The organism is Streptomyces sp. NPDC003635 (assembly GCF_053587635.1).
The window spans coordinates 25,353-41,529 of the sequence record NZ_JBSFOK010000051.1; the positions used below are offsets into that span (position 1 = coordinate 25,353).

14 protein-coding genes are annotated in these 16,177 nt (G+C 72.2%); 10 read left to right on the top strand and 4 right to left on the bottom strand.

The genetic code is table 11. The annotated features are described in order from the left end of the window. Positions 1-14: 14 nt before the first annotated feature. Positions 15-1,688 carry an FAD-binding dehydrogenase gene (locus ACWDRW_RS33655; protein WP_451730170.1) on the bottom strand — a complete coding sequence of 558 codons (1,674 nt, stop codon included), beginning with the start codon at positions 1,686-1,688 and terminating at the stop codon, positions 15-17. Positions 1,689-1,705: 17 nt separating this feature from the next. Beyond that, complete coding sequence (locus ACWDRW_RS33660) at positions 1,706-2,332, bottom strand: TetR/AcrR family transcriptional regulator (RefSeq protein WP_451730181.1); 627 nt, start codon at positions 2,330-2,332, stop codon at positions 1,706-1,708. Between the two features lie 125 nt (positions 2,333-2,457). Here ACWDRW_RS33660 and ACWDRW_RS33665 point away from each other — a divergent pair, with 125 nt between their 5' ends. From ACWDRW_RS33665 to ACWDRW_RS33675, 3 genes are read left to right on the top strand one after another with little or no spacing between them, the layout of a single operon-like run. Further along, complete coding sequence (locus tag ACWDRW_RS33665) at positions 2,458-3,081, top strand: alpha-ketoglutarate-dependent dioxygenase AlkB (protein WP_451730183.1); 624 nt, start codon at positions 2,458-2,460, stop codon at positions 3,079-3,081. Positions 3,082-3,141: 60 nt separating this feature from the next. Further along, the gene (locus ACWDRW_RS33670) at positions 3,142-3,888 is read left to right on the top strand and encodes an MBL fold metallo-hydrolase (protein WP_451730186.1); all 747 of its coding nucleotides are present in this window, start codon (positions 3,142-3,144) and stop codon (positions 3,886-3,888) included. 55 nt (positions 3,889-3,943) lie between these two features. Then, positions 3,944-5,185, top strand: coding sequence for a DUF4032 domain-containing protein (locus ACWDRW_RS33675; RefSeq protein ID WP_451730188.1), 1,242 nt, complete (start codon positions 3,944-3,946; stop codon positions 5,183-5,185). 1 nt (position 5,186) lies between these two features. Here ACWDRW_RS33675 and ACWDRW_RS33680 read toward each other — a convergent pair whose 3' ends face one another. Continuing rightward, on the bottom strand, positions 5,187-6,062 hold the full coding sequence (locus tag ACWDRW_RS33680; protein WP_451730191.1) for a universal stress protein: 876 nt from the start codon (positions 6,060-6,062) through the stop codon (positions 5,187-5,189). A gap of 62 nt (positions 6,063-6,124) precedes the next feature. On the opposite strand from ACWDRW_RS33680, the gene ACWDRW_RS33685 reads away from it, so the two are divergent. Together ACWDRW_RS33685 and ACWDRW_RS33690 are read left to right on the top strand one after the other, a co-directional pair. Beyond that, entirely contained in the window at positions 6,125-6,478 is a 354-nt protein-coding gene (locus ACWDRW_RS33685) for a VOC family protein (protein WP_451730194.1), read from the top strand. Positions 6,479-6,486: 8 nt separating this feature from the next. Continuing rightward, positions 6,487-7,374, top strand: coding sequence for a sigma factor (locus ACWDRW_RS33690; RefSeq protein ID WP_451730197.1), 888 nt, complete (start codon positions 6,487-6,489; stop codon positions 7,372-7,374). On the opposite strand, the gene ACWDRW_RS33695 is transcribed toward ACWDRW_RS33690, so the two are convergent. Further along, on the bottom strand, positions 7,371-8,108 hold the full coding sequence (locus ACWDRW_RS33695; protein WP_451730200.1) for an SDR family oxidoreductase: 738 nt from the start codon (positions 8,106-8,108) through the stop codon (positions 7,371-7,373). The genes ACWDRW_RS33690 and ACWDRW_RS33695 overlap by 4 nt on opposite strands. Positions 8,109-8,324: 216 nt before the next feature. On the opposite strand from ACWDRW_RS33695, the gene ACWDRW_RS33700 reads away from it, so the two are divergent. The 5 genes from ACWDRW_RS33700 to ACWDRW_RS33720 all read left to right on the top strand — a co-directional run bounded on the left by ACWDRW_RS33700 (position 8,325) and on the right by ACWDRW_RS33720 (position 16,106). After that, positions 8,325-10,001 carry an FAD-dependent oxidoreductase gene (locus ACWDRW_RS33700; RefSeq protein WP_451730202.1) on the top strand — a complete coding sequence of 559 codons (1,677 nt, stop codon included), beginning with the start codon at positions 8,325-8,327 and terminating at the stop codon, positions 9,999-10,001. Between the two features lie 11 nt (positions 10,002-10,012). Next, positions 10,013-11,455 carry an ATP-binding protein gene (locus ACWDRW_RS33705; protein WP_451730265.1) on the top strand — a complete coding sequence of 481 codons (1,443 nt, stop codon included), beginning with the start codon at positions 10,013-10,015 and terminating at the stop codon, positions 11,453-11,455. Beyond that, a complete protein-coding gene (locus tag ACWDRW_RS33710; protein WP_451730205.1) occupies positions 11,452-11,808 on the top strand; it encodes a UBP-type zinc finger domain-containing protein in 357 nt (118 codons plus the stop codon). Before ACWDRW_RS33705 ends, ACWDRW_RS33710 begins: the two co-directional genes overlap by 4 nt. Before the next feature lie 42 nt (positions 11,809-11,850). Beyond that, on the top strand, positions 11,851-14,793 hold the full coding sequence (locus ACWDRW_RS33715; RefSeq protein ID WP_451730208.1) for a helix-turn-helix transcriptional regulator: 2,943 nt from the start codon (positions 11,851-11,853) through the stop codon (positions 14,791-14,793). A gap of 128 nt (positions 14,794-14,921) precedes the next feature. Further along, a complete protein-coding gene (locus ACWDRW_RS33720; protein WP_451730211.1) occupies positions 14,922-16,106 on the top strand; it encodes a serine hydrolase domain-containing protein in 1,185 nt (394 codons plus the stop codon). Positions 16,107-16,177 lie beyond the last annotated feature (71 nt).

The following is a 16,177-nucleotide window of genomic DNA, read 5'->3' on the forward strand; positions in this document are numbered from 1 at the left end:
ACAGGGCTGATATCTCAGCCGGTCTGCTGGGCCGCCGCCCGTCCCGCCGCTCGCCCGGAGAACAGGCAGCCGCCGAGGAAGGTGCCCTCCAGGGCGTTGTAGCCGTGGACTCCGCCGCCACCGAAGCCGGCCACCTCGCCCGCCGCGTACAGGCCGCCCACCGGCTGTCCGTCGGCGCCGAGGGCGCGGGAGTCGAGGTCGGTCTGGATGCCGCCGAGGGTCTTGCGGGTGAGGACGTGCAGCTTGACGCCGATCAGCGGGCCCGCCGCCGGGTCGAGGATCCGGTGCGGGGTGGCGACGCGGCCGAGCCGGTCGCCGATGTAGCGGCGGGCGTTGCGGATGCCCTGCACCTGGGCGTCCTTGCTGTAGGGGTTGGCGAGCTGGAGATCGCGGGCCTCGATCTGGCGCCGCACCTCGGCCGCGTCGAGGAGCGGCTTGTCGGTCAACTGGTTCATCTTCTGGACCAGTTGCTCCAGGTTCGGGGCGGTCACGAAGTCCGCGCCCTTGCGCAGGAAGGCGTCCACCGGACCCGGCGCGCCCTTGCCGAGGACGCGCTCCTTGAGGAAGCCCCGACGGTCCTTGGCGGTGATGTCGGGGTTCTGCTCGGAGCCGGAGAGCGCGAACTCCTTCTCGATGATCTTCTGGGTGAGGATGAACCAGGAGTGGGAGTGTCCGGCGATGTCCTCGGTGGTGCGCAGGTACTTGAGGGTGCCGAGGGTGTCGTAGCCGGGGAGGCAGGGGTCGGGCAGCCGGCGGCCGAGCGCGTCGAACCACATCGAGGACGGGCCGGGCAGGATGCGGATGCCGTGCCCCGGCCAGATCGGGTCCCAGTTCTGCAGGCCCTCGGTGTAGTGCCACATGCGGTCGCGGTTGACCAGTCGTACGCCCGCCCGCGCGCTGATGTCGAGCATCCGGCCGTCGACGTAGGCGGGCACGCCGGTGACCATCCGCTCGGGCGGGGTGCCGAGGCGCTCGGGCCAGTAGCGGCGGACGATGTCGTGGTCGGCGCCGATACCGCCGGAGGTGACGATCACCGCCTGGGCGGTCAGCTCGAAGTCGCCGACCGGGTCGCGGTTGGAGCGTACGCCCCGCGCCGAGCCGTCCTCGGCGAGGACGGTGCCGCGCACGCCCCGCGCCTGCCCCTCCTCGATGACGAGTTCGTCGACCCGGTGGCGGTGGTGGAAGGTCAGCAGCCCGTCCCGCGCGGCCCGCTTGGCGTACTCGACGAAGGGCTCGACGACGCCGGTGCCGGTGCCCCAGGCGATGTGGAAGCGGGGCACGGAGTTGCCGTGCCCGTGGGCACGCAGGTCACCGCGCTCCGCCCAGCCGACGGTCGGCAGGAACTTGATGCCGTGCCCCTCCAGCCAGGACCGCTTCTCCCCGGCCGCGAACTCGACGTAGGCCCGTGCCCAGCGCACCGCCCAGGAGTCCTCGTCGTCGACGCGGTCGAAGCCCGCGCTGCCCTGCCAGTCGTTCCAGGCCAGGTCGAAGGAGTCCTTGATGCCCAGGCGCCGCTGCTCCGGGGAGCCGACGAGGAACAGCCCGCCGAACGACCAGAAGGCCTGCCCGCCCAGGTTGTTGGCGTTCTCTTGGTCCACCAGGGCCACCCGGCGGCCCCGGCTGGTGAGTTCATGCGCGGCGACCAGGCCCGCGAGGCCCGCTCCGACGACGATGACGTCGGCATCCATGGCGACCGTTCCCTTCCTCATTCGGGGGCGCCGCTGCCGTCGGTCAGCAGGGCGGTGAGCAGTTGCTTGAGCCAGGCGCGGGCGCTGTCGACGTCCTTGTCCAGCAGCAGTTGGGTGGTGACTCCGTCGTACGCGGCGACGACCGCGCGGGCGGCGCCGTCGATCCCGCCGAACACGGCGGGCAGCACGGTGGGTCCGGTGGCCCGGGCGAGCCGGTCGGCGATGGCCTCGCGCAGCCGCTCGCGGTGTTCCAGCAAAGTCTGGGCGACGGCCGGGTCCCGGGCGGCGTGCACCAGGAAGTCCGTCTTGACCAGCAGCCAGTCCGCGTCGAGCAGCAGCACCTCCGTGACCCGGTCCACCGACTGCGTCACGTCGAGGTCGGGCCCGTCCAGCGCGAGCGCCCCCGCGACCTGTTCGGCGATCAGGTCGGCGCGCTGCCGGTAGAGGGCGAAGAACAGCTCGTCGAGGCTGGCGAAGTTGGAGTAGAAGGCGCCTCTGCTGTAGCCGGCGGCCTCGCACACCTCCTCGATGGAGACCCGCCCGAAACCCTTGGCGGCGAACACCTCGAACGCGGCGTCGAGCAGATTGGCCCGCGTCCGCACGCGACGCCTGGTCACGCGCCGTGCCGCCTGCTCCGCCACCATGGCCGCCCCTTCGTTCGATACGGGAATGTATCCGATACACCAGTGCATCGAAAGGCCTGTGACGTGCGCGATCGCCCGAGATCACAGATAAGAACACATTTTCGAATCAGGAGTACGCTGGACGCATGACGCACCTGCAGGGCTCCCTCTTCGACCAGACGGACGAGCTGCGGCTCGGCCCGCTCGACGGGATCCGCCGGACCGGGCTCGGCCGCGGCGCCTGGATCGACGTACTGCCGGGCTGGCTCAGCGGCTCGGACACCCTGTTCGCCCAGCTGGCCGCGGAGGTCCCCTGGCGCGCCGAGCGCCGCACGATGTACGACCAGGTCGTCGACGTACCCCGGCTGCTCGCGTTCTACGGCGCGGACGACCCGCTGCCGCATCCGGTGCTGGCCGAGGCACGCACCGCGCTGACCGCGCACTACGCCGAGGAGCTGGGCGAGCCGTTCACCACGGCCGGCCTGTGCTACTACCGCGACGGCCGGGACAGCGTCGCCTGGCACGGCGACCGGATCGGCCGGGGCGCCCGCGAGGACACCATGGTCGCCATCCTCTCCGTCGGCGCGCCCCGCGACCTCCTGCTGCGCCCAGCGGGCGGCGGTGAGACCGTGCGCCGCCCGCTGGGCCACGGCGACCTGATCGTGATGGGCGGCTCCTGCCAGCGGACCTGGGAACACGCGATCCCCAAGTCGACCCGCGCCACGGGTCCCCGCATCAGCGTCCAGTTCCGGCCGCACGGCGTGAACTGAGCCTTTCGCCATCTGCTTTGCTGTTCCCGTCGGGCGACAAGATGGGGATGTGGAAAGGCCATGCGGGCAGACGTACGTCAAGTAGCGGACGGCACCTATCTGGTGCACGGCTCCAACACCAACTGGGTGATCCTGGCCGAGGGGGACGCCGTCACCCTCGTCGACACCGGGTATCCCGGCGACCGGGACCAGGTCCTCGCCTCCCTCACGCAGGTGGGGAGTTCACCCGAGGCCGTCGCGGCCGTCCTGATCACGCACGCGCACAACGACCACCTCGGCTCGGCGGAGTTCCTGCGCGCCTCCTACGGCACGCCGGTGCTCCTGCACGAGGCCGAAGTGCCCCACGCCCGGCGGGAGTTCCTGCATCAGGTGACCGTGGGCACAGTCCTGCGCAACGGCTGGCGGCCCGGCGTCGTGCCCTGGGCGCTGCACGCCCTGCGCTCGGGCGGCACCGAGCATGTGCCGGTGACCGCGCCGGCGGCGTTCGCCCCGGGCGCCCCGCTGGACCTGCCCGGACGGCCGGTCCCCGTGCACACCCCCGGCCACACCGACGGCCACTGCGCGTTCCACCTCCCCGACACCGGCGTACTGATCGCCGGTGACGCGCTGGTGAGCGGGCACCCGACGTCCCGGATCAAGGGCCCGCAACTGCTGCCCGACATGTTCCACCACGAGCGCGCCCGCACCCTCGTGTCCCTGGAGACGCTGGCCGAGCTCGAAGGCGATCTCCTCCTGCCCGGGCACGGACCCGCCCACCGCGGCCCGGTCCGGGAAGCGGCACTTCAAGCACGGGAGCGGGCCCTTTAGGGTGGGATGACGATCACCGGCGAGACGATCACCGCGAGACGAGGACACCCCGCCCATGGCCCTGCAGATCAGCGCGACCAACCCCGAACATCCCGCGCTCCTGCTGGAGCTGCCGTGGCACCTGCCGCTGGAGGACTGGCCGGAGGAGTACCTCGTGCCGCTGCCGCGCGGCATCTCCCGGCACGTGGTGCGCTACGCGCGCGCCGGCGAGGAGGTCATCGCCGTCAAGGAGCTGGCCGAACGGCCCGCGCTGCGCGAGTACGAGCTGCTGCGCGACCTGGACCGGCTCGGCATCCCGGCGGTCGATCCGCTCGCCGTCGTCACCGGCCGCACCGACTCCGGCGGCGCGCCCCTGGAGCCGGTGCTGGTCACCCGGCACCTCGGCGGCTCCATGCCGTACCGCTCGATGTTCGAGACGACGATGCGCCCGGCGACCATGCACCGGCTGATGGACGCCCTGGCCGTGCTGCTGGTCCGGCTGCACCTGGCCGGGTTCGCCTGGGGCGACTGCTCGCTGTCCAACACCCTCTTCCGGCGCGACGCGGGCGCCTACGCCGCCTACCTGGTCGACGCCGAGACCGGCGACCTGCACCCGCAGCTGAGCCCCGGCCAGCGCGACTACGACCTCGACCTCGCCCGCGTCAACATCAGCGGCGAGCTGCTGGACCTGGAGGCGTCCGGCGCACTGCACCCCTCGGTGGACCCGATCGAGTTCGGCACCGAGATCTGCGCCCGCTACCGGGGTCTGTGGCAGGAGCTGACCCGCACCTCGGTCTACCCGGCCGGGAAGTACCACTACATCGAACGCCGGATACGCCGCCTGAACGACCTCGGCTTCGACGTCGCCGAGATGCAGATCGAGCACTCCTCCACCGGCGACACCGTCACCTTCGTGCCCAAGGTCGTCGACGCGGGCCACCACCAGCGCCAACTGCTGCGGCTGACCGGCCTGGACGCCGAGGAGAACCAGGCCCGACGGCTGCTGAACGACCTGGAGAGCTGGATGGCCACCCAGGACGACTACGCCCCGGGCGACCCCCTCGCCGCCCGCCCCGAGGTCCTCGCCCACCGCTGGGTGCGGGACGTCTTCCGGCCCACGGTGCGGGCGGTCCCGCTCGAACTGCGCGGCTCCATGGACCCGGCGGAGATCTACCACGAACTCCTGGAACACCGTTGGTACCTGTCCGAGCGGGCCCAGCACGACATAGGGCTCGACACGGCCGTACAGGACTACGTCACGAACATCCTCCCCAAGGCGCGGGAGACGCTCCAGCCGGTGTCCGCAACCGCGGACTGAGTCAGGAGGCGGGCGGCACCACGGCCACCGGGCAGTCGGCGTGGTGCAGCACACCGTGCGCCACCGAGCCGATGCGGGCGCCGACGGCCGTACGGTGGGCCCGGCGCCCCACGACCATCAGCTGGGCCCGTCCGGCCACCGACAGCAGCACCTGCCCCGCACTGCCCATCTCCACGTGCTCCACCACATGCACGTCGGGGAACCGATCCCGCCACGGCTGCACCGACGCGGCCAGCGCCTTCTTCTCGTACGGCTCGAGACCACCGGCGTCGTCCAGCAGCTTCAGCGAGGACGGGCTGTAGGCGAACAGCGGCGGCAGCGTCCAGGCGCGGACCGCCCGCACGGTGGCGCCGCGGGCCGCCGCCGTCTCGAACGCGAACCGCAGCGCGGCCGCGCTGTCCTCCGGCTCGCCCTGCTGACCGACCACGATCTCGTGCCCGGCGACCTCGGCGGACGGCTGGTCCCCGGCCCGCACCAGCACGATCGGACGCTCGGCCTCCACGATCACCTGCTGCCCGACCGAGCCGAGCAGGAAGCCGACGACGGCGCCGTGGCCACGGGAGCCGAGCACGAGCATCTCGGCGTCCACCGCGGCGGCGACGAGCGCGTCGACGGGCCCGCCCTCCGCCACGTCGACGGAGACCTCCAGACCGGGATGGCGCGCACCGACGTCCCGGGCGGCCTGCTCCACCGCCTCCCGCGCCCAGTGCGCCTGCGTGTCCGGGTCCGCCTCCTCGACCGCCTCGAACGGCTGGAACCGCCAGGCGTGCACCACCCGCAGCGCCAGCCCGCGCCGGACCGCCTCACGGGCCGCCCACCCCAATGCGGCCACGCTCTCCTCGGTGCCGTCGAATCCTGCCGTGATCGGGCGCGTCATGTCCCGGAGCCTCCCTGTGTCGTGGTCATGTCCTGGCCCCCAGTCTTCACTACGCTGCTCCCATGGCCTTGGAGTGGGAACAAGTGAACGTGGACGCGGCCGATCCGGTGGCGCTGGGCAGCTGGTGGGCCGAGGCACTCGGCTGGGTGGTCCTCAACGACTCCCCCGACGAGTACGAGATCCGCCCGTCCCCGGACCGTCTTCCCGGCCTGATCTTCTCACCGGTCCCCGAACAGAAGAGGATCAAGAACCGCCTCCACCTCGACTTCCGCCCGGACGACCAGGAGGCCGAGGTCGCCCGCTTCCTCGCCCTCGGCGCCCGCCGCGCCGACGTCGGCCAGGGCGAGCAGTCCTGGGTGGTGCTCCAGGACCCCGAGGGCAACGAGTTCTGCGTCCTGTCCTCCCGCCGACGCTGAAGCGCACGATGGACACCGACTCGCTGAGCGCGGCGGCGGACACCTTCCAGCGTCTGCGGCCGCGGCTGTTCGGCATCGCCTACCGCGTCCTGGGCAGCGTGGTGGAGGCCGAGGACGTGGTGCAAGAAACGTGGGTGCGCTGGCAGGGAGCGGACCGTGACACGGTGCTCGACCCCGGGGCCTTCCTGGCGAAGACCACCACCCGCCTCGCGATCAATGTGGCCCAGTCGGCCCGGGTGCGCCGAGAAACGTACGTCGGGCCGTGGCTGCCGGAACCGGTCGACACCAGCGTGGATCCGCAGGTCGGCGCGGAGCGCGGCGAGGCGCTGGAGCTGGCGGTGCTGCTGATGCTGGAGCGGCTGAACCTGGTGGAGCGGGCGGCCTACGTGCTGCGGCAGGCGTTCGATCACGGCTACGACGAGATCGCGGCCTTCCTGGAGCTGAGCCCGGTCAACACACGCCAGATCGTCAGCCGGGCCCGCAAGCGGCTGGCCGCCGAGCGCCGGGAACCCGTCGACCCCGCACAGCACCGACGGCTCCTCGACGCCTTCCTCGCCGCCGCCCGTGACGGTGACGTCGCCGCCCTCGAAAGCGTGCTCTCGGCGGACGTCGTCACCTACGCGGACGGCAACGGGCTGCGGGGTGTGGCCCGGCTGGAGATCACAGGCGCCACGCGCACGGCCCGGGTCACCGCCTTCGCGCACAAGTTCTTCCCCGGCGCCGAGTACGCCGTCGCCGAGGCCAACGGCCTGCCCTGCCTGGTGCTGCACCAGGGCGGCACGACGGTCGCCCTGGTGAGCATGACCGTGGGCCCCGACGGCATCGACGCCCTGTACTGGGTCATCGCGCCGGAGAAGCTGCGGGCCTACGAGCGCTCCGCGAAGAGGGCTGCCTAGCCCTGCTCGAGCCAGTCCTCGTACCGGGTGGCCGCGACATGGATGCCGGCGTCGCCGGTCAGGACGTCCGGCATGCCCGCGAACAGGCTCGCCGTCTCGTCCGTGACGACCGAACGGCCGTCCGGCTTCGCGGCGAGGGTGATCGCGCCGAGCCGGTCGAGGCCATAAACCTCGGGACCGGCAATGTCGCGGATGCCGTTCGACGGATCGCCCTGCGCCGCCTCGGCGACGGCCGCCGCGACATCGGCGGAGGCGATCGGACGCAGCGGCAGCGACGGCAGACGGACCTCGGTGCCCTCGGTGGCCATGTCCATCACCGGCGCGATGAACTCGAAGAACTGGGTGGCGCGCACCAGGCTGTAGGGCACGCCGCTGTCGCGAACGGCCCTTTCCTGGGCGACCTTGGCCTCGTAGTAGCCGTAGCCGGGCACCTGGTCGACGCCGACGATGGACAGCCCCACGTGGTGGCGGACGCCCGCCTCCTTCTCGGCCGCGAACAGGTTCCGCGCGGAGCGGGTGAAGAAGTCCAGTGCCGCCTCGGTCTCGAACGACGGCGAGTTCGACACGTCCACGACCACGTCCGCGCCCTTCAGCGCCTCCGCGAGGCCGTCGCCGGTGAGCGTGTCCACGCCCGTGGAGGGGGCCGCGGGAACGGCCTCGTGACCGTTCTCGCCCAGCAGCGCGACCACCTGCGAGCCGATCCGGCCCGTACCGCCGATCACCACGATCTTCATCTCTGTCTCCCTGAGCCGCTCTCGGCGGGTCCGACGACCTCCGCCGGACCCGGTGCGTCACCGCGCACACCAGAAGGACCGCGCAAGGGCCGGGTCTGTGACAGCGGCTCGGTCGTATCTGAGCAGAGCGGCACGATCGAACATACGATGGCCACAGTCGGCAGGGCGGCAGCCGTCGCCGTGTCGGGGCACCGGACCACTCGGGGTGGGAGACGTATGGCACAGGCCGCCGAATCCGCGCGGACCGTCATCCTGACCGTGGACGACGACCCGGGGGTCTCCCGGGCCGTGGCCCGGGACCTGCGGCGGCGTTACGGCGAGTCGTACCGGATCGTGCGCGCGGAATCCGGCGAGTCCGCGCTGGAGGCGCTGCGGGAGCTGAAGCTGCGCGGCGACCTCGTGGCCGTGATCCTGGCCGACTACCGCATGCCGCAGATGAACGGCATCGAGTTCCTCGAGCAGGCCATGGACATCCATCCCGGCGCCCGGCGCATCCTGCTCACCGCGTACGCCGACACCAGTGCCGCCATCGACGCCATCAACGTCGTGGATCTCGACCACTACCTCCTCAAGCCCTGGGACCCGCCGGAGGAGAAGCTCTACCCCGTGCTGGACGACCTGCTGGAGGCCTGGCGGTGCAGTGACTACCGGCCGGTGCCCGCCACCAAGGTCGTCGGTCACCGGTGGTCGGCGCGGTCCTCGGACGTCCGGGAGTTCCTCGCCCGCAACCAGGTGCCCTACCGCTGGTACTCCGCCGACGAGCCCGAGGGACAGCGGCTGCTCGCCGCCGCCGGGCAGGACGGACGGCGGCTGCCCCTGGTGATCACCCCGGAGGGCACCCCCCTGGTCGAGCCGGACGTGCCCGAGCTGGCCTCGCACGTCGGCCTCGCGACCACACCCACCGCCGACTTCTACGACCTCGTCGTCATCGGCGGCGGCCCGGCCGGTCTGGGGGCCGCGGTGTACGGCGCGTCCGAGGGCCTGCGGACGGTGCTCGTGGAGCGGTCGGCGACCGGCGGGCAGGCGGGGCAGAGCTCGCGGATCGAGAACTACCTCGGCTTCCCCGACGGTGTCTCCGGCGCCCAGCTCACCGACCGGGCCCGCCGTCAGGCCGCCAAGTTCGGCGCCGAGGTCCTCACCGCGCGCGAGGTCACGGGGCTGGAGGTGAGCGGCGCCGCGCGTGTCGTGCGGTTCTCCGACGGCTCGGCCATCGCCGCGCACAGCGTGATCCTGGCGACCGGCGTGTCCTATCGCCAGCTCCAGGCGCCCGGCTGCGAGGAGTTGACCAGTTGCGGAGTGTTCTACGGCTCCGCGCTGACCGAGGCGCCCGCCTGTCAGGGGCAGGACGTGTACATCGTCGGCGGCGCCAACTCCGCGGGGCAGGCGGCGATGTATCTGTCCAAGGGCGCCAAGTCGGTGACACTGCTGGTGCGCGGGGCCGATCTGTCGGCGTCGATGTCGCACTACCTCATCCAGCAGATCGAGGAGGCGCCCAACATCTCCGTGCGGCCGAGGACGGTCGTCGACTCCGCGCACGGCGAGGGCCACCTCGAACAGCTCACTCTGCGCGACACGCAGACCGGGGAGAGCGAACTCGTCGACGCGCAGTGGCTGTTCGTCTTCATCGGCGCGGCTCCGCTGACCGACTGGCTGGACGGCACCGTGCTCCGCGACGCGGACGGCTTCATCCTCACCGGTCCCGATCTCACCCCCGACGGACGGCCCCCGGCGGACTGGGAGCTGGACCGGCCGCCGTACCACCTGGAGACCAATGTGCCCGGCGTGTTCGTGGCCGGCGACGCGCGCGCCGAGTCGGCCAAGCGGGTCGCGTCCGCCGTCGGAGAGGGAGCCATGGCCGTGATGCTCGTCCACCGTTATCTGGAGCAGTCGTGAGCGGACAGCCCATGCCGTGCAGCCCTGTGGAAATAGGGTCGTTGTTCCTGTTCGAGAAGCTCTCGCCGGAGCAGCTCGGCAGGCTGTGCGCCGCGGGGCGGGTGGAGCGGTTCGAGCCCGGACCGGTCTACGCCGAGGGCGATCCGGCGACCTGCTTCTACGTGATGATCGAGGGCACGGTCGTGCTGTCCCGCCGGGTCGGCGCGGACGACGTGGAAGTGATCCGCAGCTCCCAGCGCGGGGTGTACTCCGGGGCCATGCAGGCCTATCTCGGCGACCGGGACCGGCAGGTCTACAACAACTCCATGCGGGTGACGGAGCCGTCGCGGTTCTTCGTGCTGCCCGCGGACACGTTCGCGGCCATCATGCAGGAGTGGTTCCCGATGGCGGTGCATCTGCTGGAGGGGTTGTTCTTCGGTTCGAAGAACACTCAGCGGGTGATCGGGCAGCGGGAACGGCTGCTGGCGCTGGGCTCGTTGTCGGCGGGTCTCACCCATGAGCTCAACAACCCCGCGGCGGCGGCCGTCCGGGCCACCGCCACCCTGCGCGAGCGGGTGGCGAAGATGCGGCACAAGCTGGCCGTGATCGCCTCGGGGCCGTATCCGCGCGAGAGCCTCGCGGGCCTCATCGAGATCCAGGAGCGCACCGCCGAACTCGTGGGCAAGGCACCGGCCTTGAGCCCGCTGGAGGCGGCCGACCGGGAGGACGCGCTCACCGACTGGTTCGACGACCACGGCATCCAGGAAGGCTGGCGGCTCGCGCCGACGTTCGTCCAGGCCGGGCTCGACGTCGACTGGCTGGAGCAGGTCGCGGCGGCGGTGGAGGAGGACATCCTGCCCGGGGCGATCGGCTGGCTCAACTACACCGTCGAGACCGAGCTGTTGATGAGCGAGATCGAGGACTCCACGACCCGCATCTCGCATCTGGTCGACGCGGCCAAGCAGTACTCCCAGCTCGACCGCGCGCCGTACCGCAGTGTCGACGTGCACGAACTCCTCGACAGCACGCTGCTGATGCTCTCCGGGAAGATCGGCCGGCAGATCAAGGTGGTCAAGGAGTACGACCGGACTCTCCCGGAGATCCCCGCGTACCCGGCCGAGCTCAACCAGGTGTGGACGAACCTCATCGACAACGCGGTGTCCGCGATGAACAGCGCGGGTGGCGAGGGGACGTTGACGGTGCGGACGGCCTCCGACCACGACCGGCTGCTGGTGGAGTTCCGGGACACCGGTGTGGGCATCCCGCGGGAGATCCGCGACCGGATCTTCGACCCCTTCTTCACCACCAAGCCCGTCGGCGAGGGGACGGGGCTCGGGCTCGACATCTCCTGGCGGATCGTGGTGAACAAGCACCACGGGTCGCTGCAGGTGGAGTCCGAGCCGGGCGACACGCGGTTCCAGGTGCTGCTTCCGCTCACCGCCGCGGACGAGGACACGAGTGAGGAGTCCGTATGACCGAGGTGAACGGTATCGATCCCAGCGCTCCGCCGAGCGGTGCCGGGTGCGTGGACTGTGACGCCGTCGGAGGCTGGTGGTTCCATCTGCGGCGATGTGCGCAGTGCGGTCACATCGGGTGCTGCGACTCCTCGCCCGCCAAGCACGCCACGGCGCACTTCAGGGAGACCGGGCATCCCGTCGTGCAGAGCTACGAGCCGGGTGAGGGCTGGTTCTGGGACTACAGCACGTCGGAGTTGTACGAGTCCGGGCCCGAGTTGGCCGCGCCTGACAGTCACCCTGCCGATCAGCCTTCGCCCGGGCCTGCGGGGCGGGTGCCTTCCGACTGGGCTCAGGTGTTGAAGGGCGCCTGAGGGGGCGGGGCCGGCTCGGAACAGTCCGACTAGGATTGGGCAGTGACCCAGAATCTGTCCCCCGCTCCCCTCGTCGGCCGTGAGCAGGAGCTTGACCGGCTCCTCGGTGTGCTCGCGCGGGCCCGCGCCGGTGAGGCTCGGGCCGTGCTGCTGGCCGGGGACGCGGGGGTCGGGAAGACTCGGGTCCTGGACGAGGTCGCCTCCCGGGCTGCCCGGGACGGGATGACCGTGCTCACCGGGCACTGCGTGGATCTCGGTGATGTCGGGTTGCCCTACCTGCCGTTCACCGAGGTGCTCGGTGTGCTCGCCGGGGATGAACGGTTCGCCGGGGTGCTGGCGGCGCATCCGGAGGTCGAGCGGATGCTGGGCGGGGGGACGGACACCGCCCGGGACTCACGGCCGCGGTTGTTCGAGGGGATGGCCGGGCTGCTGGCGGATCTCGCGGACGTGTCCCCGCTGCTGCTCGTCCTGGAGGACCTGCACTGGGCCGACCAGTCCTCCCGGGATCTGCTGCGGTTCCTGCTCAGCCGGGGTGTGCTGCAACGCCCGGCGGGCGGGGTGGCGGTGCTAGCCTCCTACCGCGCGGACGACCTGCACCGACGCCATCCCCTGCGGCCGCTGTTGGCCGAGCTGGTACGGCTGCCGGCGGTGGAGCGGCTCGAACTGCGGCCGCTGGCCGACACCGAGGTGACCCGGCTGGTGCGGGCCCTGCAGGAGCGCCCGCTGCCGGAGACCACGGTCCGCCGGATCGTCGAGCGTGCCGAGGGCAACGCCTTCTACGCCGAGGAACTCCTCGCGGCCACCGACACCGAGGCCGGCGGGGTGCCGAGCGGGCTCGCAGACGTCCTGCTGATCCGCTTCGAGCAACTCTCCGAGACGGCCCAGCAGGCGCTGCGCACCGCCGCCGTCGCCGGGCGGCGCGTCGAGCACGATCTGCTGCGGGAGGCGGTGGGTCTGCCGGAGGCGGAGCTGGAGTCGGCGCTCCGCGAGGCGCTGGGGCGGCAACTGCTGGTCCCCGGGACCGGCGACACGTACTCCTTCCGGCACGCCCTGGCCCGCGAGGCCGTCTACGCGGATCTGCTGCCCGGCGAACGGGCCCGGCTGCACGGCGCGTTCGCCCGGCTGCTCGCCGACCGGCCCCGGCGCGCCGAGACCGCGGCCGAGCGCGCCCACCACTACCGCGAGAGCCACGACCTGGCCGAGGCGCTCACCGCCTCGTTGGAGGCCGCCGACCACGCCCGCCGGCTCGGCGCCCCCGCCGAGGAGCTGCGGCACCTGGAGACCGCGCTCGACCTGTGGCCCGCGGTGGATCCGGCCGCACGGCCCTCGGGCGAGGAGGGTGACCGGGTGACGCTCACCCTGCGCGCCTCCTCGGCGGCCGCCCACGCCGGTGAGGCGCACCGCGCGGTCGCGCTGACCCGGGCCGCGCTGGCCGGCGTGGACCAGGAGGAGGACTCCGAGCTGGCCGCCCGGGTCCGCTACACCCTCGCCGACAATCTGATCACCGTCGACAACCTGAGCGCGGCCTACGCCCACAGCAGCGAGGCGCTCGCGCTGATCCCGGCCGAACCCGCGACGCCCACCTGGGTGTGGGCCGCCGCCACGCATGTCCTGGCGGCCCGTCAGGTCGGCGAGACCGAGAAGGCGTTGCAGGTGGCCCGGGAGGCGCTGGCGGTCGCCGAGCGGCTCGGCGTGACGGACGCCCGGGCCGATCTGCTCGTCTCGCTCGCGATCCTCGAAGGCGGCGGCCGGAGCAGCGAGAGCGGCCGGGCGCGGCTGAAGGAGGCTCGCGAGCTGGCGCGCGGTTCGGGCAACGCGCAGGTGGAACTGCGCGTGCTGTTCAGTCTCGCCATCGGCAGCTTCGAGGCGGGCGAGCTCGAGGAGAGCCTGCCGTGGCTGACCGAGGGCCTGGACCGGGCCCGGCGCGCCGGGCTGCTGTCCTCGACGTATCCGCTGGAGATGCGCTATCTGCGGCTGCTGGTGCTGTACACGCTCGGCCACTGGGACGAGTGCCTGAAGGCGTCCGCCACCGACGCCGAGGTACTGCCGACGGCGGGCGGGTACACGTCCGGGCCCGCCTGGTACGTGTCGCTCGCGCGCGGTGACCTGACGGCCGCCGACCGGGCCGGGGTCCTCCTGGAGGGGCCCTTCGACTGGATGGGCACGCTGGTCGCCGGCATCGTCCGGACCGACGCCGCCGCGCTGGCCGGCGATCCGGAGGCGGCGGTCGAGCGGATGTGGTCCACGGTCACCGCCCTCACCGACGACCTCGGCGTCCGCCCCGACGTGACGGTGCGCCTCGCCGCGCTCGCCCTGTCCGCCGTGGCCGACCGGGCCACCGAGCTGCGGCGGGGCGGGGACGGACCCGGCGCACGGCGGTGGGCGGACACGGCGACGGAACTCGTCGAGCTGGCCCGCCACTCGGCGGCGCGCGGCGTGCACCGGGCGCCGCAAGGCCCCGAGGGCAAGGCGTGGCTGGCCCGCGCCGAGGCGGAGTGGCTGCGGGCCACGTCGGGACCCGATGTGGCGGCCTGGGGCCAGGCGGTGGCCGCGTTCGACTACGGCGACGCCTACGAACTGGCCCGCTGCAGGTTCCGGCACGCCGAGGCCCTGCTGACGGCCGAGCGGCGCGAGGAGGCGGCGGCCGAGGCGGCGGCGGTCCGGGAGACGGCCGTTCGGCTGGGCGCCGGGCCCCTGTTGGAGCGGGTGGACGCCCTGGTAGGCCGGGGCCGCCTCGCCGACACCTCGTCCGCCGCGGACCGCACCTCCCCGCTGACCGCCCGGGAACAGGACGTGCTCCGGCTGCTGGCCCGGGGCCGCAGCAACCGGCAGATCGGCGAGGAGCTGTTCATCAGCGGCAAGACGGCCAGCGTCCATGTCTCCAACATCCTCGCCAAGCTCGGCGCGGCGAGCCGTGGCGAGGCGGTGGCGATCGCCTACCGCGAGGGGCTGATCGCGCCGGAGCCGACGGCGTCCTCCAGCTGAGGCGGCTCCGCAGGATCCCCCATGCGGGCGACCCATGTCCGCGTATGTCCCGAATGGCCATCTTTCTATCTCTCCCGGCACTACTGTGCGTCGCCGTGACGGTGTGTCAGCAGGGAGAGAGGATGCGGATGGACTCGGCAACGGTGGGCAGGGGTACGGCGTTGGGGACCGCGGTCCTCCTCTCCCTCCTGACGGTCCCGGCGCACGCGGCGCCCCAGGAACCCGCACCCGACCTCGCGGGCCTGCGCGGCGTCCTGCGCACGGCGATGGACCACGGGGCGCCCGGCGCGACAGCACGCGTCGACGATCACGGCATCGTCCTGAGGACATCGGCGGGCGTCGCGGACCGGAAGACGGGGCGGGCCCTCACCACCACCGACCGGTTCCGCATCGGAAGTGTCACCAAGACCTTCTCCGCCGTCGTCCTCCTGCAACTCGTCGACGAGAAGAGGCTGCAGCTCGACGCCTCGGTCAACCGCTATCTGCCCGGGCTGCTGCCGGACGACCGGATCACCGTGCGCCACGTCCTCAGCCACCGCAGCGGCCTGTACGACTACACCAACGACATGTTCGCGCGGACGGTTCCCGGCTTCGAGGCGGTCCGCAGCAAGGTGTTCACCTACCGCCAGTTGATGGACCGCTCCCTGCGCAAGCCGCGCACCACCGCGCCGGGCGGCGCCTACACGTACTCCAACACCAACTTCGTGGTCGCCGGCATGCTCATCGAGAAGCTGACCGGGAACGCGGTCGCCACCGAGTACCAGCACCGGATCATCGAGCCGTTGCAGCTCACGGACACCTTCTACGTCCATCCCGGCACAAGGATCCCGGGCCGGTACGCCCGGGGCTATCTCACCCCGGACGCGGCCGGGGCCGCGCTGGTCGACGCGACCGAGCAGACGGTGTCCTGGGCGCAGAGCGCGGGCGCGGTGATCTCCAGCGCGCGGGACCTGAACACCTTCCTCTCCGCGCTCCTGCGCGGCGAGCTGACCTCGGCGGCCCAGCTGACGCAGATGCGGCGGTGGGTGCCCGCGGGCTCCGGCCAGGCGTACGGACTCGGGCTACGGCGCCGGGACCTGTCGTGCGGGGTGTCGGTGTACGGGCACACCGGCGCCGTCCAGGGTTTCTACACCTACGCGTTCGCCTCCAAGGACGGCGGGCGCAGTCTTGCGGCGTTCGCCAACACCTCCAACAACGGCAAGGTGCACACCACCATGCTGGGCGCACTGGAGTCGGCGTTCTGCGGCAAGCAGGCCAAGGCGCCGCGCGGCTCCTCGGTCGGCGGCACGCCCGAGGCCGCCGCCGTCCGCTGATCCCCGACCGGTGGGGAACCCTCGCGGGGCGACGCGCGTTGTCCGGACAGCTCTCACCGGAGCGCGTACGA